Below are 24,334 nucleotides of genomic sequence, written 5' to 3'. Positions count from 1 at the left end.
CGACCTGCTTACTTAATTAATGACGCCCCGGCGGTGGGCGATGATCGTCACCGTGGCCGTGGTTATCATGACCGTGGTCATCGTGGCGATTGTCATGATGGTCATCGTGCCCACGATTATCGTGATGCGGCGGTGGCGGCGTGTGGGCATGCCAGCGGTTGTCGCGCCATTCATAGTGATCGTTCCACCAGCCGTGGTCGCGCCAGTGTCCGCCGTCCCAGTAGCGACCGTTATTGTCCTGGTCGCCAATTTGCAGCTTCACGGCCGGAACCAGCGTAATCTCTGCGGCCTGGGTGATAACCGGAGCCGCCAGCACCATTGCCAGTGCAAACATCGCAGGTTTTAACATGGGTAACTCCTTGGTTCTTCGTTCGCCAGTATGGCCGATGAAGAGAGCTTACCGCCGTGGAACCCGCGTTGTTATTCTCCGCAATCCTATAGTGTAACCACCCGCATTTATTGGGAAATTCTCCTTTTTCCCTGCCGAATTTCTGCATAATTTCTCCCTGATTCCCCCTCCCTGCAGGAAGGGGAAACGGAGACATTACGCCTTGCTCATCATCAGATTACGCAGCGCAGCGTAGTCGGCCGGCAGGTTGTGCGACAGCAGCGACAGATCGGCGCGATCCGCCAGCGCTTTTGGCAGCGGCAGCGTTTCATCGAGGATCTCTTCCACACTTTCCTTAAATTTCGCCGGATGCGCGGTGCCGAGGAACAGGCCGTATTCACCCGGTTGCAGTTGGTCACGCAGCGCGCGGTAGGCAATCGCCGCATGGGGTTCAGAGGTGTAGCCCAACCCTTGCAGCTCACGCATGGTCGCTTTGGTGGTTTCATCGTCCACCGCCGCATAGCCCAGCTCGTTCAAACGCCAGATTTTACGGCGGAACAGCTCTTCCACACGCGGCCAGTTATTCGGCTGGCTGACGTCCATGGCGTTGGACAACGTCGCCTGAGTGGCTTTCGGTGCCCACTTGCCGTCCTGCAGGAAGCGCGGCACGGTGTCGTTGGCGTTGGTCGCGGCGATAAAGCGTTTCACCGGCAGGCCGAGCGACTTGGCCAGCAGGCCCGCGGTCAGATCGCCAAAGTTACCGCTTGGCACGGAAATCACCAGCTGGTTACGCGCTTCCTGCGGCAGCTGCGCCACCGCTTCGAAGTAGTAGCAGATCTGCGCCAGCAGGCGGCTGATGTTGATGGAGTTGGCGGAGTTCAGCCCCAGCGCGACTTTCAGCTCTTCGTCATCGAACGCCTGCTTCACCAGCGCCTGACAGGCGTCGAAGTCACCGTCGATCGCCACGGTTTCAATGTTGCCACCGAGGGTGCAGAACAGTTTTTCCTGCAGCGGGCTGATTTTGCCGCGCGGATACAGAATCACCACTTTGACGTTCGGCAGACCGTAGAAGGCGTGCGCCACGGCGGCGCCGGTATCGCCAGAGGTCGCCGTCAGGATAGTCACCGGCTTATCGCCTGCGATATGGGTCAGCATCTGCGCCATAAAGCGACCGCCGAAGTCTTTGAACGCCAGGGTCGGGCCGTGGAACAGTTCGAGACAGCCGATGTCGTCCTGCACCTTGTTAACCGGCGCCGGGAAGGTGAACGCCGTCGCGATACGCGCGGCAAGCTCGGCTTCCGGGATCTCGTCGCCGATAAACGCGGAGAGAATTTTCGCGCTGCGGGTGACGAAATCCTGTGTCAGCAGGTCATCAATGTCGGTCAGGCTGAATTCCGGTAAATCTAACGGAAAAAACAGCCCCTGTTGCTTGCCAAGCCCTTGAGTAACGGCCTGCGCGAAGCTGACCTGCTCATTGTGATCTTTTAAGTTATAGAGTTTCATCGATTATCCCACTACTCGTGCGCCCGCCGTGTCCAGCCGGCAAATATGAACGAAGCCTTCTTGATTCTGCAAATAATGCTGACCGAGCCAGTCCGCCACGCGCTGCGCGGTCTCGGTTTTGTCACACAGGGCAAACAGCGTCGGCCCGGAGCCGGAGATGCCACAAGCCACGGCGCCAATGCCGGCCACCGCCTGACGTGCTTCGCTGAACCCCGGTAACAGTTTGGTCCGGTACGGCTCGGCAATCACGTCCTTCATCAGTTTTGCCGCCAGCTGCGGCTGGCGGGAATAACAGGCGTGAATAAAGCCCGCCAGATGACGACCGTGAGCCACGCAGTCCTGGCGACGATACTGAGCCGGCAGAATCGCCCGCGCTTCCGCGGTAGAGACCTTAATGCCCGGATAGGCTAGCACCCATAGCCAGTCGTCAAAGCACGGCACCTGCTGGCTGATAATATCGTTCTCTTCAATCATCAGCTGCATCCCGCCGAGATAGCACGGCGCGACGTTGTCGTAATGTACGCTGCCGGAAATACGCCCTTCCAGCTCGCCCATCAGGGCCAGCATCCGGGTTTCATCCAGCGGCCTGCCGCAGTGTTCATTCATCGCCACCAGCGCAGCGACCACGGAACAGGCGCTGGAACCCAGCCCTGAACCAATCGGCATGTTTTTTTCCAGCGTCATCGCCACCGGGATCTCTTTACCAATCTCCTGGCAGAAGCGCTCCCAACATTGGTAAACGATGTTCTCGCGCGGTTCGCTCGGCAGTTTATCCGCAAAGCGCCCTAAATTTTGCAGGCTGAAACGGTCTGCCGCCTCAACCGATACGTTGTCGCCCAGTAGGCTGCCGTCAACCGGCGTGACGGCGGCACCCAGTACATCAAACCCGACGCTCATATTGGCACTGGAAGCCGGGGCATACACCTTAACCATTTTAAACTCCTAACTTCCATGACAATGTGCGCAGAAGATCGGCAAATACCCCTGCCGCCGTAACATCGTTGCCTGCGCCATAGCCGCGCAGCACCAGCGGCAGCGGCTGATAGTAGTGGCTGTAAAACGCCAGCGCGTTCTCGCCGTTTTTCACTTTGAACAGCGGGTCGTTGCCGTCAACGGCGGCAATTTTCACCCGGCAGACGCCGTCTTCTTCGATGTTGCCAACATAGCGCAGCACTTTGCCTTCATCACGCGCTTTCGCCACGCGGGCGGAAAATTCATCGTCGAGCTGCGGCAGACGCGCCATAAAGCTCTCAGTATCGCCGGTGGCGTCAAAACTTTCAGGCAGCACCGATTCGACCACAATATCACTCAACTCGAGGCTACGCCCGGTTTCGCGTGCCAGGATCAGCAGCTTACGCGCCACGTCCATACCCGAGAGATCATCACGCGGATCCGGTTCGGTATAGCCCATCTCACGCGCCACCTTGGTTGCCGCCGACAGGCTCATGCCTTCGTCCAGCTTGCCAAAGATAAACGACAGTGAGCCGGAAAGAATGCCGGAGAAGCGCTGTAGCTCATCGCCCGCGTTGAGCAGGTTTTGCAGGTTTTCAATGACCGGCAGCCCCGCCCCGACGTTGGTGTCGTAGAGGAATTTACGGCGCGATTGGCCAGCCGCGTGACGCAACTGGTGGTAGTAGTCCATCGACGAAGTGTTGGCCTTTTTGTTCGGCGTCACCACGTGGAAACCTTCGCGCAGGAAGTCGGCGTACTGATCGGCTACAGCCTGGCTGGAGGTACAGTCAACGATCACCGGGTTCAGCAGATGATACTCTTTCACCAGACGAATCAGACGCCCCAGGTTAAATGGCTCTTTCGCTTCCGCAAGCTCCGCCTGCCAGTTTTCCAGGTTCAGCCCATGCACGCTGGTCAGCAGCGCGCGGGAGTTCGCCACGCCGCAGACGCGCAGGTCGATGTGCTTTTTCTTCAGCCACGCCTGCTGGCGTTTGATCTGCTCGAGCAGCGCCCCGCCGACGCCGCCGACGCCCACCAGGAAGACTTCGATCACCTGATCGGTGTTAAACAGCATCTGATGCGTGACGCGAACGCCCGTGGTGGCGTCGTCGTTGTTGACCACGACGGAGATTGAACGCTCAGAGGAACCCTGGGCAATCGCTACGATGTTGATGTTAGCGCGGGCCAGCGCGGCAAAGAACTTCGCCGAGATGCCGCGCAGCGTGCGCATACCATCGCCAACAACGGAGATGATCGCCAGACGCTCCATGATCGACAGCGGCTCCAGCAGTTCTTCTTTCAGCTCCAGATAGAACTCATCTTCCATCGCCTTCTTCGCCCGCGCACAGTCGCTCTGCGGCACGCAGAAGCTAATGCTGTACTCGGATGAGGATTGGGTAATCAGCACCACGGAGATGCCCGCGCGCGACATGGTGGCAAACACGCGAGCCGCCATGCCAACCATCCCTTTCATGCCCGGACCGGAGACGTTGAACATCGCCATATTATTCAGGTTGGAGATGCCCTTAACCGGCAGCGCATCATCATCGCTGCTGGCGCCGATTAGCGTACCTGGAGCCTGTGGATTGCCGGTGTTTTTAATCAAGCAAGGGATTTGGAACTGGGCGATAGGGGCAATGGTACGCGGGTGAAGGACTTTAGCGCCAAAGTAGGAAAGCTCCATTGCTTCCTGGTACGACATGCTCTTCAGCAGCACCGCGTCCGGCACCTGGCGCGGGTCGCAGGTATAAACGCCGTCGACGTCGGTCCAGATCTCGCAACAGTCTGCGCGTAAACAGGCGGCCAGCACGGCGGCGGAGTAGTCGGAGCCGTTACGCCCCAGCACCACCAGTTCACCTTTCTCGTTACCGGCGGTAAAGCCAGCCATCAGCACCATGTGGTCCGCCGGGATCTGGCTGGCGGCAATACGGCGGGTAGATTCAGCAATATCGACTGTCGATTCAAGGTAGTGGCCAACGGCCAGCAATTTCTCAACCGGGTTAATCACCGTTACCTTGTGGCCACGGGCGCTCAGCAGCCCCGCCATGATGGCGATAGAAAGCTTCTCGCCGCGGCAGATCAGGCCAGCGTTGACGCTGTCCGGACACTGACCGAGCAGGCTGATGCCGTGGAGAATATGTTTGATCTGGGCAAATTCGAGCTCAACGGCCGCCTTCAGTTCCGCCAGCGGAAAACCCGGCTGGGCGGTAGCAAGCCCTTGAAGAAGTTCAGCAAAGATACGTTCGGCGTCGGCGATGTTGGTCAGCGCGTCCTGGCCGCCAATGGTTTTTTCAATCATCGCCACCAGATGGTTGGTGATTTTTGCCGGGGCAGAGAGCACGGTTGCTACCTGCCCCTGCCTGGCGTTGCTTTCCAGGATATCGGCAACACGCAGAAACCGTTCCGCATTTGCCACTGATGTACCGCCGAACTTCAAGACTCGCATGGTTTTTACCCCTTGATCTTCAGTCGAAAAAAAAGCCCGCACTGTTCAGGTGCGGGCTTTTTTCTGTGTTTCCTGTACGCGTCAGCCCGCACCGTTACCTGTGGTAATAGTGGTGGTGGTAATGGTCATAATGCTGCTGATGCGAATCATGGATGTTGTGTGCTCTGTCATTTAGCTGTCTGTGCCTTATACCCCTATTGGTTAAAGTATCTGGCCCACTAAGTCAATGAATTTCTAACTTCGTCACGTTTCGCAATCAATTCACATCCGCCCGTTCATTCGCCGAAAAACCACCACAACGGGCATAAGTTTTGCAAAATACCAACCAATAACACCATACGAAAATACAATGACAGAATTTTACTCTGTCATATTTTTTTCAATATCATGCAGCAAACGATGCAACATTGCCGTATCGCGTTGCTCAAGTAAGCCAATACGTTGTTGCAGCCAATCGGCCAGTTTTACATCTCCGGCTACCTCGAGCCGCTCAAGCAATTTGCTGATACGCGCCCTTAACGCAATCAGCTGATTTTCGTCACCTGTCGTTGCTGTGGAGTTCGCGTTTTGTAACAGCGACGAAAGCTGATAACAATACACCATCACCGCCTGTCCCAGATTCAGCGACGGATAATCCGCCACCATGGGTACACCGGTTAACACATCCGCTAACGCCAGTTCATCATTGGTTAACCCGGAATCCTCACGGCCAAACACCAGCGCGGCATGGCCCATCCACTGCGCTTTTTCTGTCAACATCGGCACCAGTTCCTGCGGCGTGGCGTAATAGTGGAATCGGGCACGGCTACGCGCGGTAGTCGCCACGGTGAAATCCACATCGTGCAGCGCATCCGCCAGCGTTGGGTAACAGGTAATACCGTCAAGGATGTCGGTAGAGCCATGAGCCACCCATCGCGCGGCGGGTTCCAGGTGCGCAACGCTATCAACGATGCGCATGTCATTAAATCCCATCGTTTTCATGGCGCGGGCGGCGGCACCGATATTTTCGGCTCTTGCTGGTGAAACCAGCACAATAGATAAGCGCATTTAAAGTTCTCTTAACTTACTGTTCTCAGGCAACAATGTGATGTACATCAACATATTGCGCAGCGCGAATTTACAAAAATGCAACAAAAATCACTGAAATGATGTTTCATAACATATAAAAAACGCTAAACTATTCAGTGCGAAATCTTTCGTTTTATATGTTAACAGATAGCAGATATCTTACTGTTTATATGAACTATTTCGATTCGCACCTTGTGATAGTAATTGGATTCATCACATTTATCAGTTAACCTGTGCAACTACTTGAGTTGTGGAAAAAATGTGATAGGCGTTATCATTCCAAAGCGATGATTTCACCAAACTGTTAACGTGCTACAATTGAATTTGATATATGTCAACGAAGCGTAGGTTTATTGGCGGTCTGGTGTCTCTTTGCCTGTTATGTTGCTGTTAAAATGGTTAGGATGACAACCGTTTTTGACACTGTCGGGTCCAGAGGGAAGAGTACCCACGACCAAGCTAATGATGTTGTTGACGTTGATGGAAAGTGCATCAAGAACGCAATTACGTACTTTAGTCACGTTACGCCGATCATGTTAATTTTCGACATGCATCAGGCAGGTCAGGGACTATTGGTACTTCCTGTTTCGATTTAGTTGGCAATTTAGGTAGCAAACATGCAGACCCCGCACATTCTTATCGTTGAAGACGAGTTGGTAACACGCAACACGTTAAAAAGTATTTTCGAAGCAGAAGGCTACGATGTTTTCGAAGCGACCGATGGCGCGGAAATGCATCAGATCCTGTCTGAAAATGATATCAACCTGGTAATCATGGATATCAACCTGCCGGGGAAAAACGGCCTTCTGCTGGCGCGCGAACTGCGTGAGCAAGCAAACGTCGCCCTGATGTTCCTGACCGGCCGCGACAATGAAGTCGACAAGATCCTCGGTCTGGAAATTGGTGCTGATGATTACATCACCAAGCCGTTCAACCCGCGTGAACTGACTATCCGTGCACGTAACCTGCTGTCCCGTACCATGAACCTGGGTGCCGTCAGCGAAGAACGCCGTAGCGTAGAAAGCTACAAGTTCAACGGCTGGGAGCTGGACATCAACAGCCGCTCTCTGGTGAGCCCGAACGGTGAACAGTACAAGCTGCCGCGCAGTGAATTCCGCGCCATGCTGCACTTCTGCGAAAACCCGGGCAAGATTCAGTCTCGCGCTGAACTGCTGAAGAAAATGACGGGCCGTGAGCTGAAGCCGCACGACCGTACGGTTGACGTGACCATTCGTCGCATCCGTAAACATTTCGAGTCTACGCCGGATACGCCGGAAATCATCGCCACCATTCACGGCGAAGGTTACCGCTTCTGCGGCGAGCTGCAGGAATAAGAAAACAAAACGGCGCGTTAAGCGCCGTTTTTTTTGCTCCCTACTTTACCGCGGTACCCCACGGCATAATCGGTACGGCGCTAATCGCGTTTTTTGGCGAACCGTCTACCACCTTGTCGGAATAGGCCAGATAGGCGAGCACGTTGCGTTTTTCGTCATAGAAACGCACAACCTGTAGCGATTTAAACACCAGCGACGTGCGCTTTTTAAAGACCACATCGCCGTCCGCTTTACCGCTCTTAATTTTGTCGCTGAGCTCAACCGGGCCAATCTGCTGACAGGAAATGGCGGCATCCGAGGTATCCTCAGCCAGCCCCAGCCCGCCTTTAATGCCGCCCGTCTTCGCCCGGCTGACATAGCAGGTCACGTTTTTGACATCGGGGTCGTCAAAGGCCTCCACCACGATTTTATGATCCGGCCCAAACATTTTGAATACCGTATCCACAGAACCAATCTGCTCCGCGTGAACCGCCAGGCTGGAGACGCCGAGTAACAGACCTGCCATTAATTTCTTGTATTTCATATTGTTACCATTTCCGTCGATTGAGTTGTGTGATTATTCAACATCTAATTAGAAAGTATTTAAAGATCACAGCTTTACAAAAAATAGCGCCAAATCTTATGTAAAAACGCATTTATGCATAAAAAAAACACTGAATGCTAAAACAGCAAAAGATGCTATTATCCGCTACTTTGGTAACAGGCACATAAGATTTTAAGGATGAGGGCACTTTATGGATCAGGCTGGAATTATTCGCGATCTCCTCGTTTGGCTAGAAGGGCACCTGGATCAGCCTTTATCGCTGGATAATGTGGCGGCAAAAGCGGGTTATTCTAAATGGCACCTGCAACGCATGTTCAAAGATGTCACCGGCCATGCCATCGGCGCTTACATTCGCGCCCGCCGTCTGTCTAAATCTGCCGTCGCACTGCGTCTGACTGCGCGTCCTATCCTGGATATCGCGCTGCAGTATCGTTTTGACTCCCAACAGACTTTCACCCGCGCGTTTAAAAAGCAGTTTACGCTGACGCCGGCGCTGTATCGTCGCTCGCCGGACTGGAGCTCCTTCGGGATGCGTCCACCGCTGCGCCTGGGTGAGTTCACGATGCCAAAATACGAATTCATCACCCTACCGACTACCCACCTGGTGGGCGTGACCCAGAGCTATACCTGCAAGCTGGAAGAGATTTCCGACTTCCGTCAGCAAATGCGTGTCCAGTTCTGGACCGATTTCCTTGGCAACTCGCCCTCTATTCCGCCAATGCTGTACGGGCTGCATGAACCACGCCCGAGCCTCGAAAAAGATGATGAGCAGGAAGTGTTCTACACCACGGCGCTCACACCGGAGCTGGCTAACGGTCACATCAACGATGCCCATCCGGTCACGCTGGAAGGCGGCGAGTACGTGATGTTCACCTATGAAGGGCTGGGAACAGGCCTGCAGGAGTTTATCCTGACGCTGTACGGCACCTGCATGCCAATGCTCAACCTGACCCGCCGTAAGGGCCAGGATATCGAACGCTTCTTCCCACAGGACGAAGCACGGCATCAGGAACCGCCAATTATGCTGCGCTGCGAGTACCTGATCCCGATTCGTCGCTAACGTTGTAGCTCATCCAGAGCAGGGGTATCAAGATGTGAGATATCCCCTGCCGTTTCCACCACCCATCCCGGCGCCAGCCACAGGCTTTCCTGGTAGTCCACCCGCGAGATAGAACAGTTACGCAGACGCAGACGACGCTCCGCGTGCGCGGGCAACCCCAGAATCGTGCTCACCAGACAGCCCAGCGCAATGCCGTGGCTCACCAGCAACGGACGGCTGCCCGATGGGAGATCCAAACACGCAGCCAGTGCCGCGTGCATACGCTCGCTCAGCTCCTGCATCGACTCGCCCTGCGGAATACGACCATCCGGCGTGCCGTTAACCACCAGCCGACGCCATTCCTCTTCTTCTGGCGTCAGAGAATCAAGATGACGTTGCTCCAGCACGCCCATATCCAGCTCACGCAGGCGCGCGTCCAGGGTCACGCCGCAGCCGCAAGCATCGGCAATGATCTCGGCGGTACGGCGCGTACGGCCCAGATCGCTGGCGATAACATGGGTAATGCCGTAGGTGCGCACACGCTCACCCACCTGCACCGCCTGCTGCTCTCCTTTAGCCGTCAGGGGGCTATCGGACTGGCCTTGAATACGCCGCTCGGCGTTCCAACGAGTTTCGCCATGGCGAACAAGATATACCTGTAACATGTTTTTTATCCGTTATACTGCGATGACATTTTATTATCTGAGTTGTGTAGATTATGCATCAAGTTGTCTCCGCTACCACCAATCCTGCTAAAATTCAGGCAATTCTTGCGGCTTTTGAGCTGATTTTTGGCGAAGGATCCTGTCAAATCGACGCCATCTCCGTCGATACGGGCGTCCCAGAGCAGCCCTTCGGCAGTGAAGAAACCCGCACCGGCGCGCGTAATCGCGTCACCAATGCCAAAGCCGCGCGCCCGGATGCAGATTTTTGGGTGGCGATTGAAGCCGGAATTGATGAAGGTGCGACCTTTAGCTGGGTGGTGATTGAAAGCCGCAGCCAGCGTGGCGAGGCGAGGTCCGCAACGCTCCCGCTGCCAGAGATTATTCTCGAGCAGGTGCGGGCGGGCGAAGCGCTCGGCCCGGTGATGTCGAAGTACACCGGCATCGATAAAATTGGTAATAAAGAAGGGGCGATTGGCGTCTTCACCGCCGGCGTGCTGACCCGCAGCAGCGTATACCACCAGGCGGTCGTGCTGGCGTTAAGCCCGTTCCATAACGCACTCTACCGCCAGTAGGCCTGAGAAGGCTTAGCCGCCATCAGGCACAACGGTGCGTATTGCCGGATAGCGGCTACGCCTTATCCGGCCTGGCGCTGCGTTTTAGGCAGGGTTTGTTCCAGCCACTGGCGCAGCTCTACCGGCGCCGATTTGAGACTGTTCGATCCACGGGTGATCGTGGCGATCCCCGCCCCCAGCTCATTTTTAAGCTCGCGCTGGCTCATTTCACCGCGCAGCAGTTCTTCAATAATCCGCACGCGGGTGCCCAGCGCTTCGCGCTCGTCCGGGGTCATCATTAAATTAAGCAGCGGCAGAGCAAGGTCGTCGGTATATGCCAGACGCAGAAGCTCAACAAAGCGAAGCCACTCCTGGTTGCGCTGCTCAGCTACCGTCGCTGAATAAGGGGATTGTTGGGTCATGTCAGGCCACCATGTTATGCATGTACTCTTAAACGAGTACAAGCATAACACAGGTCTAACCTATCAGTAACGTCGTTGCCATTCATTACTGCTGAGCACGTCTTCTTTCTGGCCCATAAAGTGCCGATAGTAGGCGTCGTAGGCCAGCACGTTTTTGACATAACTGCGCGTTTCCGAGAACGGAATACTCTCGATAAACGCCACCGCATCAATACGCCCGGCGCTGTTGCCAAGCCAGGTGCGTACGCGCCCCGGCCCGGCGTTATACGCCGCCGAAGCGAAAATGCGGTTATTTTCAAACTGCTGATAGACATACTGCAAATAGCTGGTGCCAATATTGATGTTGGTTTCAGGATCCAGCAGCTGCGCCGGATTGCTGTAACCCGGCAGATTAAACATCTTCACCGTATGGGTCGCGGTACCCGGCATAATCTGCATCAGGCCGCTCGCGCCGACCGGTGATTTTACCTTCGGGTTCCACGCGCTTTCCTGACGCGCGATCGCCATGGCGTAGCTCTGCGGGATGTCTTTACCGGAGGTATAACGCACAAACAGGTCGTTATATGCCAGCGGGAAGCGTTCTTGCAGGTTATCCCACAGTTTACCCGCAATCGTGGCCTGCACGCTCAGATCCCACCAGTGTTGATCGAAAGCGTAACGCGCTAACTGTGCCTGCTCCGTCTGGCTACGGCTACTCACCAGGTTGGCCCACTCGCTGCGCGCCGTATTGTCCTGATTCCAGTACATTAACTCGCGTACGCGCGCCATTTCCGCCCCGCTGGTCAGCGCGGAGGAGATTGCCCCCGGCGCTTTCTCTACCCGCAGCGCATAAGGTTCGCCCAGACGCTGCGCGGCAACCATCGGATAGAAACCGCGCTGCTGCATCAGCGACAACAAGATGCTGCGCGCTTCGTCATCACGGCCCCGCTCCATCAGCAGATCGGCCTGCCAGTAACGCCATTCATCTTTCTCTTTCGCTTCCATCGGCAGCCGCGCCAACCACGTATTCAAACCAGAACGGTCTCCGGTGCCGAGCGCCATACGCACCCGGCGCTCAACCAACGAGGTTGACTGCGAACGCATAATGGCATCATCACGCCAGCGCGCCTGTTCGTCGGTCACATCCGATCCCATCAGACGCCAGGCAACGGTATCGCGCAGCTCCTGAGCTTGTTCGTCATTGAGCTGCTGCGCCTGAACCAGCGTCGGAATCATCAAGCGCGCGTTTTCCACGTCCTGACGCGCGACGCTGGTAAACGCTACCGCCGCCAGTTGACGGGTGAAATCCGTCGCCCCGGTTGTACGCGCAAAGGTCAGCACGGTATTTGGGTTATTGGCCAAATCAGTAATCGCCGTCGCGATAGTTTGATACTCGGCGGGCATTTGCGAGGCCAGTGCTTTCACCAGACCTGTGTTACCCGCCTTCATGGCCAGACGAATGCGTTCAAGGTACGCCAACGGATCCTGCGTGCCGGATGCTCGCCAGGCGCTGAACAGCGGATCGCAGGCGTTAGGCCGACTCTGTCCGGTCAGCCACAGCGTTTTTGCGCCCTCCCAGGCCCCCTGGGTATCACCCACATTGTATTTGGCATAGTAATAGTTGCACTGCGCTTCGGCGGTGCCTGGCTTATCAGGGCTAAAGGCCAGCAGGCCGCGCCAGTCTTGTCGGCGCGCGAGTTCGTTGACGAAGCGGTTTTTTAGGGTTCGTGCTGGCGGCAGCGTCGGGTTAGCCTGCACGAAGCGAGTTACCGTTAGCGTCGGGGTATTCATGAGATCGCCTGTAATCTGGCGGTACTCCAGGTAAGGATACAAAGGGTAATCCCGCAGAGTCGGCATCAGTTGCTCGACCACGTCCATCTGGCGGTTATCCCAGGCCTGTTTGATTTGCGCATAGCGGCTACGTTGTTGATCCAGCGAATCGGCGCGGGCTACGCTACTGATTGTCAACAGGCAGACACTGGCTGCCAGCAGACGCCACGTAAATTGTTGGGCTTTTTGCACAAGCTCTTCCTCATTGTCACGTTACGTCGGTGCAGCATCATGCCGCGTAATCATTTGATGCTAACGACTGATCGACCAATGCGCCACGCCATGAACACTTTTTTACGTTTTATCTGCGATACCGCACAGCAGAATTTGCCTGCTGGGATTGGGCGGGGAAAACAGCTACACTTCGCCTTTGAAAAACTCTATTCATCACGATAAAAAAGAGGCGAAGTCCACGTGGCTCAATTCGTTTATACCATGCATCGTGTCGGCAAAGTGGTTCCGCCGAAACGTCATATTCTGAAAAACATCTCGCTGAGCTTCTTCCCTGGCGCAAAAATCGGTGTTCTGGGTCTGAACGGCGCTGGTAAATCTACCCTGCTAAGAATCATGGCTGGTATCGATACCGATATCGAGGGCGAAGCGCGTCCGCAGCCAGGTATCAAGATTGGCTACCTGCCGCAGGAACCGCAGCTGAACCCTGAGCATACCGTCCGTGAATCCGTTGAAGAAGCGGTGGCCGAAGTGGTTAACGCGCTGAAAGGCCTGGATGAAGTGTATGCCAAGTACGCTGAACCGGACGCCGACTTCGATAAGCTGGCCGCGCAACAGGGCAAGTTTGAAGAGATTATTCAGGCGCACGACGGTCACAACCTGAACGTGCAGCTCGAACGTGCCGCTGATGCGCTGCGTCTGCCGGACTGGGATGCGAAAATCGCGAACCTCTCCGGTGGTGAACGCCGCCGCGTGGCGCTGTGCCGCCTGCTGCTGGAAAAACCAGACATGCTGCTGCTCGACGAACCGACGAACCACCTGGATGCGGAATCCGTGGCGTGGCTGGAACGCTTCCTGCACGACTTCGAAGGCACCGTTGTGGCAATTACCCACGACCGTTACTTCCTCGACAACGTCGCCGGCTGGATCCTGGAGCTGGACCGCGGTGAAGGTATTCCATGGGAAGGCAACTACTCTTCCTGGCTGGAACAGAAAGATCAGCGTCTGGCGCAAGAAGCTTCTCAGGAAGCCGCTCGTCGTAAATCGATTGAGAAAGAGCTGGAGTGGGTGCGTCAGGGCGCGAAAGGCCGTCAGTCCAAGGGTAAAGCCCGTCTGGCGCGCTTTGAGGAGCTGAACAACACCGAATACCAGAAACGTAACGAAACCAACGAACTGTTTATTCCACCTGGCGCACGTCTGGGGGATAAAGTGGTTGAAGTGACCAACCTGCGTAAGTCCTACGGCGACCGCCTGCTGATCGACGACCTGACCTTCTCCGTACCGAAGGGCGCTATCGTCGGGATCATCGGGCCGAACGGCGCGGGTAAATCGACGCTGTTCCGCATGATGTCCGGCCAGGAACAGCCAGACAGCGGTTCTATCACCCTGGGTGAAACGGTGAAACTGGCATCTGTGGACCAGTTCCGTGACGCAATGGATAACAGCAAGACCGTGTGGGAAGAAGTGTCCGGCGGTCTGGATATCATGCGTATCGGCAACACCGAGATGCCAAGCCGCGCCTACGTTGGCCGCTTTAACTTCAAAGGCACCGACCAGGGCAAACGCGTAGGCGAGCTGTCCGGTGGTGAACGTGGTCGTCTGCACCTGGCGAAGCTGCTGCAGGTTGGCGGTAACGTCCTGCTGCTCGATGAACCAACCAACGACCTGGATATCGAAACCCTGCGCGCGCTGGAAAACGCCCTGCTGGAGTTCCCGGGCTGTGCGATGGTTATCTCGCACGACCGCTGGTTCCTGGACCGTATCGCGACCCACATTCTGGACTACCAGGATGAAGGTAAAGTGGAGTTCTTCGAAGGTAACTTCACCGAATACGAAGAGTACAAGAAACGCACGCTGGGCGCTGACGCGCTGGAGCCGAAGCGTATCAAGTACAAACGTATCGCGAAATAATACCGTTAAGGCGAATGATAAAAATCATTCGCCTTTTTATTAAAAACAAATCATCATTTATTCAACAAATAAATCCCGCCCCTATATATATAAACCTTTCATAACCTCACCAAATATTATCAATAATATTCACCGCAATTCGTCCCCATCAACATTGAGATATATTAACCACTGTGTTAAAAATACATTCCCGATAGCGGTGAGCCTTATAACCCAGTCAAATTCGCACCAATTATAAACATATATATTCCATACAAATAATTAATGACAATCACAAGGATTTGATATGTCTTATTACAGCTGTTTTATCTCACCTGATTGATATTGAATTGATAATGGTTAAATAAGATATATTTCATATATAAATTCATTGGACGTACACCGCCAGACTATGAAGAGACTTTTACCACGCACTTTATTTTTAACGCGTAAACTGCGAATTATCCGCCAACAAGGATGGAGCCGGGTTCAACGTTTAGCGCGACGCGGTCATCTGTGGCAATGGATGATCGTAGCCCCAATGGCATTATTAATTGTCTACCTGGCAATATTTAGCCAGCCACGCTTTGTGAGCGAATCAAAGGTCGCGGTAAAACGGCCTAATGAAATAGACAGCGCCAGCCTGAACGTTGGCCTGCTTCTGGGGGCATCTAACCCTTCATCCGTTGAGGATTCGCTGTATCTCAAAGAGTATATAAACTCTCCAGACATGCTGCATATTCTCGATAAGCAGCTCAATTTTCATCAGGCATTCGGCAACAGCGGCTGGGACTTCCTCTACCATTTACCCAAACATATCAGCGAGGAACGGTTTTTAAACTACTATCGCCAGCGATTAACCGTCGATTACGATGAAAAAAGCGGACTGCTGAGCATTGAAACACAAGGGTTTACACCGGAATTCGCCCTCGCTTTCAATCGTGCCATATTGCAGGAATCCGAGCGTTTTATTAATGAACTGTCTCACCGGATTTCCCGCGAGCAAATGCGGTTCGCTGAAGATCAACTCAAGGAGGCGCGCGCACATCTCAACGCCAGCAAACAGACGCTGCTCGCCTACCAAAATAGCCACAATATCCTTGATCCGCTGGCCTCGGCGGAAGCCGCAACGACTCTGGTGAATACGCTAATAGCGAAAAAAATCGAGATGGAAGCGGACTTACGTAATTTACGCACCTATCTGCGCCACGATGCGCCGCAGGTCATCAGCGCACAGAATGCCATTACCTCGCTTCAATCACAGATCGATCAGGAACAAAGTAAGATCACTGCGCCTGAAGGCAAAAAACTCAACAGCATGGCTGTGGATTTCGAAGAGATTAAATCTCAGGTGGCTTTTGATACCGATGTGTATGCACTCACGCTAAAAGCCATCGAAAAAACCCGCATTGAGAGCGCCCGTAAACTTAAAACACTGGCGACTATCAGCTCTCCTCAGCGTCCGCAGGAATCGACTTTCCCCGACGTACCTTATCTTCTGGCGAGTTGGTTGCTGGTCTGCTGCCTGCTGTTTGGTGTGACTAAACTGCTGCTGGCCATCATTGAAGATCACCAGGACTAACGTTAACGCCACCACGGAATCAGGTTTATTATGAAACGAGCACAATGCCTTTTTTTACTGCTGTTATTACAGGCAGGCACATCGTTTGCGGTCGGCGTGACGGCAAACCCGGAATTAACCGGCGCGGCGCCGCTTCCTTCAATACTCAATCCGCAGAATACAAACGCTGCCGCGACCAGCGGCTTCGATGAAACGCCTGTGCCGGTGCCGCAAGCAACGCTCAGCCGTATGTTTGGCGCACAGCTGTTTAACGGCACCTCCACCAATGAAGGGGCCAGCATCGGTTTTAACCCAAACTATATTGTCGGGCTCGGGGATACGATTCAGGTCCGGCTTTGGGGAGCATTTAACTTCGATGGCGCGCTCACGGTCGACCCGAAAGGCAATATCTTCGTTCCCAATATTGGCCCACTAAAAGTAACTGGCGTCCCCAATGGTCAACTCAATACGCTGGTGACGACCAAAGTAAAACAAGTTTACCAGTCTAACGTCAACGTCTATGCCTCTTTGCTTCAGGCTCAGCCGGTTAAGGTTTTTGTCACTGGTTTCGTCAAAAATCCGGGGCTCTACGGCGGCGTGGCGTCTGATTCCCTGCTGTCTTATCTCAGTAAGGCAGGCGGGGTAGACAGCGCGCGTGGCAGCTATGTTGATATCACCATTAAACGGGGGAAATCGACGCGCGCACATATCAATCTGTACGACTTCCTGCTCAACGGCACGCTTTCACTCTCACAATTTGCCGACGGTGACACCATTGTGGTTGGCCCGCGCAAGTACACCTTCAGCGTGGAAGGCGACGTCTATAACGGTTATGACTTTGAGTTCGCTAACGCTTCCATTCCGGTTGAGGAGGCGCTGAACTGGGCACGCCCTAAACCAGGCGCAACGCACTTCACCATTGTGCGACAACAGGGAACGGTTAAGCGGACGGAATACTACCCGCTAAGCAGCGCCCCCGGCAGAAGCCTGCAGGATGGCGACAAGCTCATCATCAGTTCCGACCGCTATGCTGGCACCATCCAGGTCCGTATTGAGGGGGCGCACTCCGGCGAACATGCGCTGGTGCTGCCATACGGGAGCACCATGAAACAGGTGTTATCGCAAATCCGCACCAACAGCATGTCGCAGATGGACAGCATCCAGCTTTATCGCCACTCAGTAGCGATAAGACAAAAAGAGATGCTCGACCTCTCATTGCAAAAGCTGGAAGAAGCCTCTCTGGCTTCCCAATCATCGACGCAGGAAGAAGCGCGTTTACGCGTTCAGGAAGCGCAGCTGGTCAGTCGCTTTGTCGCCAAAGCACGCAACGTGATCCCTAAAGGCGAAGTCGTACTCAACGAAAACAACATCGGTTCGGTACTGCTGGAAGATGGCGATGTCATCACCATACCGGAAAAAACCTCGCTGGTGATGGTGCACGGCTCAGTACTCTTCCCCAATGCGGTCAGTTGGGAAGATGGAATGGATGTGGATGATTATATTAAAAAATGTGGTGGTTTGACGCAAAAATCCGGCCAGTCAAAAATCATCGTCATTCGCCAGGATGGTGAAGCGGTGGATGCTGATGAGGTTAAAGACGTGAAGGCCGGCGATGAGATTATGGTGCTGCCGAAGTATGAATCGAAAAATATCGAAGTGACACGAGGTATTTCGACCATCCTCTACCAGCTGGCGGTTGCCGCCAAAGTGATCCTGGATCTGTAACGCCAGGGGCGTGGCGGGGGGAACCTCGCCACACGTTATTCCACCCAATACGGAAGCCGTTCAGGATGATAGGCATCTACTCTTCAGGGATCTGCCAGATCCCACACCTCGCGGTCTTCTTAGGCGAGGCCTATACCAAACTGTCGACATTTTCCCCGTTGTATGACGAGGTCAGTGCTATCGCCGTTTGGGGTGCCCGTCCTTCCGCACAGCGCCCCGTTGCGGAAGCGAAAAAAGTCGGATTACCGGTGTTACGCCTGGAGGATGGCTTTACACGCTCGCTTGGCCTTGGGGTCAATGGCGCGCCGCCTCTGTCAATAGTGATTGACGACCTCGGGATTTATTACGACGCCAGCCAACCGAGCCGGCTGGAAAAGCTGATTCAACACGAGGCCGTTGATTCCACGCTGAGAGAGGATGCGCTAAGGGCGATCGCCTTTATCGTCGACAACGATCTGTCAAAGTATAACCATGCCCCTCCCTTCACCGAGGATCACCCAGCAGGTGCCGTGCTGGTTATCGACCAGACCTACGGAGACGTTTCGGTCACGATGGGTGGAGCAACTGAAATACAGTTTGCCAGCATGCTCACCTGTGCCAAAGAAGAGCATCCCAATAGCGAAATCTGGGTGAAGACACATCCCGACGTGCTGACGGGAAAAAAGAAAGGCTATTTTTCTACGCTAACCGACGATCCGCACATCCGGCTCATTACCGACGATGTGAGTCCGCAATCGCTGATGCGTCAGGTAACGACGGTTTATACCGTGACCTCGCAATACGGCATCGAGGCGTTAATGGCGGGCAAAAAAGTCGTTTGCTTTGGTATGCCCTGGTATGCGGGATGGGGGCTGACCGACGATCGTCATCCGCAGGCCGACGAACTTGCCAGCAGGCGGGGACACGCCCCACTGACAGCGCTGGTCAGCGCCGCCTGGCTTCGTTATTCACGCTATATCCATCCCCATACCGGAAAATCCGCCACGCTATTTGAGGTACTGGCCTACCTCCAACGCAATCGGGCGCATCAGCTCGCCCGACCAGGCGTGCTCTGGGCACCTGGTATGACGTTGTGGAAAGCGAGTATTGTAAAGCCGTATTTAAAAACCTCAGCCAATCGCGTGAATTTTACTTTGCGCGGCCGTGATGCCACAGCCTGCGTGGTCTGGGGTGTTCTGGGTGAACAACGTTGGCAAGCCGAAGCGCTCAAACGCGATATTCCACTCTGGCGGATGGAGGACGGCTTCCTGAGATCCTCAGGGCTTGGTTCGGACTTACTGACGCCATTATCTCTGGTTCTCGATAAAACAGGGGTTTACTACGACGCCACGCGACCAAGCGACCTGGAAACACAGCTCAACCGCTCTCAGTTAACGCCAGAACAACGAGAGCGTGCCGAAGCGCTGCGCCAGCGGTTAGTCGAGAGTAAGCTCAGCAAATATAATGTTGGTCATTCCTGGCAATCTCCTCCCGCCGGAAATAAACGCATTCTGCTGGTTCCCGGGCAGGTTGAAAATGATGCTTCAATCGCCACGGGAACGCTCAGTATCCGCACCAACCGGGCGCTACTGCAAACGGTTCGCGATCGTAACCCGGATGCTTTCATTATCTACAAGCCTCATCCCGATGTGACCACCGGTAATCGTCCCGGTCAGATCCCTCAAGACGTTATGGCTGAACTGGCTGATTGCATCGCGCACGATGCCGACATTATCGACTGTATTCAACAGGCAGATGAACTGCATACCATGACCTCGCTGTCCGGGTTTGAGGCGCTGCTGCACGGCAAAATCGTCTACTGCTATGGACAGCCGTTTTACGCAGGCTGGGGGCTGACCATCGATGAACATCCTCATCCAAGGCGACAGCGGAAATTGATGCTGCAGGATCTTATCTATCATGCTCTGGTGGCTTATCCCACTTACATTCACCCGCAGGAACACCACGTCATGTCGGTAGAAGAGGCGGCTGAGTGGCTGATGGGGCAGGCTCGCCCGGAGATCGCGATGCGCAAAAAAACCAACCGACTGACACGGCTAGGACGAAAAGCCATCAATCTCTATCGCATAAAATTTAACTGATATCAGGAGAGAGCATGGAAAGCACCGCAATGAACAACCTGCTGGCCGGCAAGCGCTACCTGTTATTGCAGGGGCCAATGGGCCCTTTTTTTAGCGACCTGGCACGTTGGCTGGAAAGCAAAGGGCGTGAGGCCACCAACGTGGTGTTTAACGGCGGCGATAGGTTTTATTGCCGTGAGCGCCCTGTCCTGCACTATTCAGGCACGCCAGCTCAGTTTGCGCACTGGTTAAAAGAGATCTGGCACACTTATCCCTTTGATACCATCGTCTGCTTCGGAGATTGTCGCCCCTTACACCAGGCCGCACGCCTGTGGGCTAATGCCAAGGGGTTGCGCTTTTTAACTTTTGAAGAAGGCTATCTGCGCCCTCATTTTATTACCCTTGAGGAAGGTGGGGTAAACGCCTACTCTTCCCTTCCCCGTGATCCAGACTTTTACCGACATTTACCCGACATGCCGCCGCGCATCGTTCATTCCCTAAAACCGTCAACTCGCCTGCGTTGCTGGCATGCAACCTGGTATTATTTGATTGCCTGGTATCATCGCCGCAGTTACCCCAATTACAAGCATCATAAATCCTTTTCCCCGTGGTACGAAATGCGCTGCTGGATGCGCGCATGGCGGCGTAAACATTGGTATGCGTTTAAAGAACGGCATGTTCTGACGCGCTTGCAAACACAACTGAATAATCGTTTCTACCTGGCAATTTTGCAGGTTTATAACGATAGCCAGATCCGCCACCACAGCCCTTATGACGATGTGCGCGATTATATTAATGACGTAATGTACTCTTTTGCCACCAAAGCCCCAGCGACGAAATTTCTGGTATTTAAACACCACCCGATGGATCGCGGGCATCGCCTGTATGGCCCGTTAATCAAACAACTCAGCCTTAAATACGGCGTGCAGAACCGTGTTCTGTACGTACACGACCTACCGATGCCGGAAATGCTTAAGCATGCCGAAGCGGTAGTGACCATTAACAGTACGGCGGGTTTATCAGCGCTGATTCACCATAAATCGCTCAAGGTGATGGGAAATGCCCTGTACGACATCAAAGGACTGACGTATCAGGGACATTTGCACCAGTTCTGGACGGCGGGGTTTAAGCCGGATGTGAAACTGTTGAATCAGTTTCGTGGGTATTTGCTGGAGACTACGCAGATTAATGCGGTGTTTTATGATTCGAATAAAAGTGTCAGCTTTAACTCATTTCAGGAAGAAAAAAACAATAACTACATCGCCACCGAAACACACTAAACTCATCATGAAAAAAATACTTATACCAGCAATAGCATCTCTGCTCATGACCATGCAATCAAGCGCATACGCTGACACATTAACGCATGTATGTCAGGAAAATATAGCGATATCAAAGGATGGGAAATATGAGATTCCAAAAGAGTGTAAAATAGCTAAAACAATAAAAATAACAACATCAGATGTAGAATTAAATTGCAACGATATGACAATAGATGGTCATGGTGAAAAAACACGCGGATTACTCATTGGCGGTACTAAAAAAAGCATCAACAACGTGTCCGTCAGAAATTGTAACTTCGAAAACTTTACAAAAAATGCAATAAGAATCACATCTGGTATTGCCATGAGTAAATGGGGAGAGGATCACGAAAAAAATTACAAACTTGCCCCTTCAAATATTAAGCTAGAAAACTGCCAAGCGTTACACAGTGGCGGTGTTGGTATATATATTGATTCTTATGCTCACAATATTACTCTTGATCGTATTTCATCGATAAACTCTCAAGGTGTTGGTATATATCTTGAGCAAGCCACTAAAAACATCAGTATAACAAACAGTAAGATTATTGGTAATGGATCATCTACAACCCGAAAAAGCCTACGTGAGGGGATAGCCATAGATTCATCTGCTAACAATTATATAAATAACAACACAATATCTTCAAATGCTGCGGGTGGGATATTTCTATACAAAAATTGCGGCGAAAAAATATCATCAAATAAGTCTACATTAAGATGGCAAAGTTCAGACAATAATATAATATCAGGAAATATTTTTTCGAACGAAAAAATTGGAGTATGGATAGCATCACGACAGAGAAAAAACCTATCAAACTGGGACTGTGGCGATAAAAGCATTGACTCAGAGGGTAAATACTACCAGGATCATGCCGATAGAAACATTATATATAACAATAGTTTTAACGGTTCCATCATAGGAATTATTGTAGAAAGCAGTTTTAATATAATAACAAAAAATACATTCATAAAAACAAAGAACGCAATATCTATTCCCTCAAGAGATATTTTAGACAAAACAAATTACACTCAACAAGGGAATGAAATTCACGACAACATCATTGATAAAAACTGAATAAATCAGATAAAGATCATAAAAATCTAAAGATCACTGAATTTTTAATGATTTTATCACTCATTTTATCAACGCGGAGTCCAAATGCATTTATTTTCTCATTGAACCATATTTTCTTTATTTTCATAACTCCATTACCAAATGGAGAACAAATAACTTCAACATTTTCTTTATCAACAAAAAAATACTTGAAGAGATATGACTTATTAATATCAAACCATATAATCCCATTGTTGCTATCAATGATATTATTAATTTCAGAACATGCATCCTGAGCAAATGATGATGCATAGCTCTGCTTTCTCTTCTTTATCTCTGCCAACGCGATATCAATATCACTGAAATTTATACCATCCATATCGATAGGATCCATATCCCACCACGTAGATTCAAGTAGTTTTTCTATTGTTTCGTCATCAAATCTACGACGTAACTCTTTGGCTGGAACACCGGCTACGATTGCATATGGACGGACGTCTTTTGTTACAACAGATCCGGCACCTATTACAGCGCCATGACCGATTTTTATGCCACCTTTGATAATGGCTTTGGTACCAATCCAAACATCTGATCCAATAATTGCTGTTCCCGTTTTCTTCATTATTTGAGTTAAAGGGGTTCTTGCAATATTGTAGCCAGGTTGTCCCGTAAAATGATGTAAATTATATTGAAATGGATGTGTAGAAAGCATCCCTAGCGGATGTGCTCTGGTACCAATCTCAGCCCCTCTAGCAATAGAACAATAGGATCCTATAGATGCATTAGTAACATATGTTCCACTGCCTATATAAGTATACTTACCAATACACGATTGCGCATCTACAATTACCTTCCCATACAACCTTACCGGCGGAATTAATTCACTACTATCATCAACCCGAGAGTTATTACCTAATAAATTGACACTAGTATGTCTAGCTATATTCATATTAGCTCCTTTGTTAAATTAACACTCTGCAATCCACTCATTTATTTTATTTTTAATACAAACAACATCATCTTTCGAAATAGCATAATCATTAATATAATACGTTAAAAAGTTTAAGCGTTGTGACTGTTCAAAAGTGATATTATCAATGTTATCAAGAATATTTTTTAACTCATCTTCACTTTTAGGTTGAGCTGCTAATGCACAACAATATTCACATTCCCCAGTGGCTATAACCTTTCTATTATGGATAATCGCTTCAAGACCGACACCACTATTAACAGTAAAAACTGCTTTTGCATTTTCAATAAGCTCATGCACAGATGCATCCACAATAATAATCTTTCCAGAATCACTTAATTCATTGAGTTTTTTCTGAATCGATAAGCTTTTACAGTAAGGGTGCCGTTTAACCAATACATTAGTTTTCGTATGAGAAAAATGTTCAGCAACAATAGAAAGTAAACGACCACCATCAATATATGCTAAGGAGGCAACAACATCCGTAGTAACCTGCATCGGAATAAAGACATACTCCATACTAAGATCCAGCTCTGCAGCTTCATTTTGTTGCGCATATTTAGATATATTATTATCAATATAATATTGAATACACTTTTTCATTACTTCTATTTTTTCTGGGGAATTCTTACAATAATCAAAATATTCATGCTTCATTGCCAGGCTGGAGAACCCAGCAAATCCCATGTTATCAATGCTACAACGACCAGCTAAAGTTGATTCCTGAATATGCAGATGTTTCTTACTTAGAGGCCCATTTGTATGATAGCTAATTACATAGCTCCCTTCGAATAAGGGGTCGCACTTTCTCCAGTTCCACTGATTTCGAGGAATAATAGCAACATTCTTATATTCCATAACGGCTTTATATACTGATGATAGAAAAGATCTTACCGTTGCATAGCTTGGCTTTTCTTCCGATGGGATGGTATAAAAAACAGT

20 protein-coding genes, 2 pseudogenes and 1 other annotated feature are annotated in these 24,334 nt (G+C 51.8%); of the genes and pseudogenes, 9 read left to right on the top strand and 13 right to left on the bottom strand.

Translation table 11 applies throughout. The features are described 5' to 3' along the window. Positions 1 to 16 precede the first annotated feature (16 nt). The 7 genes and pseudogenes from M989_RS17130 to yjjY form a co-directional block, all read right to left on the bottom strand. Positions 17 to 349: a DUF2502 domain-containing protein gene (locus tag M989_RS17130; protein ID WP_064547249.1), complete on the bottom strand. Its 333-nt coding sequence runs from the start codon at positions 347 to 349 to the stop codon at positions 17 to 19. Between the two features lie 195 nt (positions 350 to 544). Then, positions 545 to 1,831 (bottom strand): threonine synthase, encoded by a 1,287-nt coding sequence (thrC, locus tag M989_RS17125; RefSeq protein WP_064547247.1) that lies wholly within the window; start codon positions 1,829 to 1,831, stop codon positions 545 to 547. 3 nt (positions 1,832 to 1,834) lie between these two features. Continuing rightward, a complete protein-coding gene (gene thrB, locus M989_RS17120) occupies positions 1,835 to 2,764 on the bottom strand; it encodes a homoserine kinase (RefSeq protein WP_064547245.1) in 930 nt (309 codons plus the stop codon). Between the two features lies 1 nt (position 2,765). Further along, positions 2,766 to 5,228 carry a bifunctional aspartate kinase/homoserine dehydrogenase I gene (gene thrA / locus M989_RS17115; protein WP_064547244.1) on the bottom strand — a complete coding sequence of 821 codons (2,463 nt, stop codon included), beginning with the start codon at positions 5,226 to 5,228 and terminating at the stop codon, positions 2,766 to 2,768. A 25-nt stretch (positions 5,229 to 5,253) separates the two neighbouring features. Beyond that, positions 5,254 to 5,371 (bottom strand) — a sequence feature (Thr leader region). Continuing rightward, positions 5,310 to 5,399, bottom strand: a complete 90-nt coding sequence (gene thrL / locus M989_RS25645) for a thr operon leader peptide (protein WP_074398816.1) — start codon at positions 5,397 to 5,399, stop codon at positions 5,310 to 5,312. It overlaps the preceding feature by 62 nt. Positions 5,400 to 5,588: 189 nt before the next feature. Further along, positions 5,589 to 6,275 carry a tRNA/rRNA methyltransferase gene (locus M989_RS17110; protein WP_064547243.1) on the bottom strand — a complete coding sequence of 229 codons (687 nt, stop codon included), beginning with the start codon at positions 6,273 to 6,275 and terminating at the stop codon, positions 5,589 to 5,591. A gap of 400 nt (positions 6,276 to 6,675) precedes the next feature. After that, positions 6,676 to 6,817: pseudogene (gene yjjY / locus M989_RS25640) on the bottom strand (YjjY family protein). A gap of 96 nt (positions 6,818 to 6,913) precedes the next feature. Between yjjY and arcA the strand changes: the two are divergent. Beyond that, positions 6,914 to 7,630 carry a two-component system response regulator ArcA gene (gene arcA, locus M989_RS17100; RefSeq protein WP_064547242.1) on the top strand — a complete coding sequence of 239 codons (717 nt, stop codon included), beginning with the start codon at positions 6,914 to 6,916 and terminating at the stop codon, positions 7,628 to 7,630. A 40-nt stretch (positions 7,631 to 7,670) separates the two neighbouring features. On the opposite strand, the gene creA is transcribed toward arcA, so the two are convergent. Further along, positions 7,671 to 8,153 (bottom strand): protein CreA, encoded by a 483-nt coding sequence (creA, locus tag M989_RS17095; RefSeq protein WP_064547241.1) that lies wholly within the window; start codon positions 8,151 to 8,153, stop codon positions 7,671 to 7,673. A gap of 211 nt (positions 8,154 to 8,364) precedes the next feature. Between creA and robA the strand changes: the two genes are divergently transcribed. Further along, positions 8,365 to 9,234, top strand: coding sequence for an MDR efflux pump AcrAB transcriptional activator RobA (gene robA, locus M989_RS17090; protein WP_064547237.1), 870 nt, complete (start codon positions 8,365 to 8,367; stop codon positions 9,232 to 9,234). Here the strand turns inward: robA and gpmB are convergent. Then, positions 9,231 to 9,878 (bottom strand): 2,3-diphosphoglycerate-dependent phosphoglycerate mutase GpmB, encoded by a 648-nt coding sequence (gene gpmB, locus M989_RS17085; RefSeq protein WP_064547235.1) that lies wholly within the window; start codon positions 9,876 to 9,878, stop codon positions 9,231 to 9,233. The two genes, robA and gpmB, sit on opposite strands and share 4 nt — an antisense overlap. A 53-nt stretch (positions 9,879 to 9,931) precedes the next feature. On the opposite strand from gpmB, the gene yjjX reads away from it, so the two are divergent. Further along, a complete protein-coding gene (yjjX, locus tag M989_RS17080) occupies positions 9,932 to 10,450 on the top strand; it encodes an inosine/xanthosine triphosphatase (RefSeq protein WP_064547230.1) in 519 nt (172 codons plus the stop codon). Between the two features lie 62 nt (positions 10,451 to 10,512). On the opposite strand, the gene trpR is transcribed toward yjjX, so the two are convergent. Both trpR and sltY read right to left on the bottom strand, forming a co-directional pair. Beyond that, a complete protein-coding gene (trpR, locus tag M989_RS17075) occupies positions 10,513 to 10,851 on the bottom strand; it encodes a trp operon repressor (protein WP_064547224.1) in 339 nt (112 codons plus the stop codon). Between the two features lie 63 nt (positions 10,852 to 10,914). Then, entirely contained in the window at positions 10,915 to 12,852 is a 1,938-nt protein-coding gene (gene sltY / locus M989_RS17070; RefSeq protein WP_064547222.1) for a murein transglycosylase, read from the bottom strand. A gap of 222 nt (positions 12,853 to 13,074) precedes the next feature. Here sltY and ettA point away from each other — a divergent pair, with 222 nt between their 5' ends. The 6 genes from ettA (at position 13,075) to M989_RS17040 (ending at position 22,443) form a co-directional block, all read left to right on the top strand. Further along, positions 13,075 to 14,742 carry an energy-dependent translational throttle protein EttA gene (gene ettA / locus M989_RS17065; protein WP_064547221.1) on the top strand — a complete coding sequence of 556 codons (1,668 nt, stop codon included), beginning with the start codon at positions 13,075 to 13,077 and terminating at the stop codon, positions 14,740 to 14,742. Positions 14,743 to 15,247: 505 nt separating this feature from the next. Next, on the top strand, positions 15,248 to 16,303 hold the full coding sequence (locus tag M989_RS17060) for a capsule biosynthesis protein (protein WP_209438771.1): 1,056 nt from the start codon (positions 15,248 to 15,250) through the stop codon (positions 16,301 to 16,303). A gap of 30 nt (positions 16,304 to 16,333) precedes the next feature. Next, positions 16,334 to 18,007 carry a polysaccharide biosynthesis/export family protein gene (locus M989_RS17055; protein ID WP_064547217.1) on the top strand — a complete coding sequence of 558 codons (1,674 nt, stop codon included), beginning with the start codon at positions 16,334 to 16,336 and terminating at the stop codon, positions 18,005 to 18,007. A 65-nt stretch (positions 18,008 to 18,072) separates the two neighbouring features. Continuing rightward, the gene (locus M989_RS17050) at positions 18,073 to 20,088 is read left to right on the top strand and encodes a capsular polysaccharide biosynthesis protein (protein WP_064547213.1); all 2,016 of its coding nucleotides are present in this window, start codon (positions 18,073 to 18,075) and stop codon (positions 20,086 to 20,088) included. Positions 20,089 to 20,102: 14 nt separating this feature from the next. Then, positions 20,103 to 21,347, top strand: a complete 1,245-nt coding sequence (locus M989_RS17045; RefSeq protein WP_064547209.1) for a capsule biosynthesis protein — start codon at positions 20,103 to 20,105, stop codon at positions 21,345 to 21,347. Between the two features lie 7 nt (positions 21,348 to 21,354). Further along, positions 21,355 to 22,443 carry a right-handed parallel beta-helix repeat-containing protein gene (locus M989_RS17040; RefSeq protein WP_064547207.1) on the top strand — a complete coding sequence of 363 codons (1,089 nt, stop codon included), beginning with the start codon at positions 21,355 to 21,357 and terminating at the stop codon, positions 22,441 to 22,443. Between the two features lie 376 nt (positions 22,444 to 22,819). Here M989_RS17040 and M989_RS26555 read toward each other — a convergent pair. Further along, positions 22,820 to 23,026, bottom strand: a pseudogene (locus M989_RS26555) (CatB-related O-acetyltransferase); the annotation flags it as partial. Positions 23,027 to 23,389: 363 nt separating this feature from the next. Next, positions 23,390 to 24,334: capsular polysaccharide export protein, LipB/KpsS family (locus tag M989_RS17030; RefSeq protein WP_483413966.1), on the bottom strand; the 945-nt coding region annotated here is incomplete at its 5' end.

The sequence above is a fragment of the Kluyvera georgiana ATCC 51603 genome (assembly GCF_001654985.1).
GTDB lineage: Bacteria > Pseudomonadota > Gammaproteobacteria > Enterobacterales > Enterobacteriaceae > Kluyvera > Kluyvera georgiana.
The sequence above is the reverse complement of the archived record's forward strand: the minus strand, read 5'-3'. Positions and strand labels throughout refer to the sequence as shown.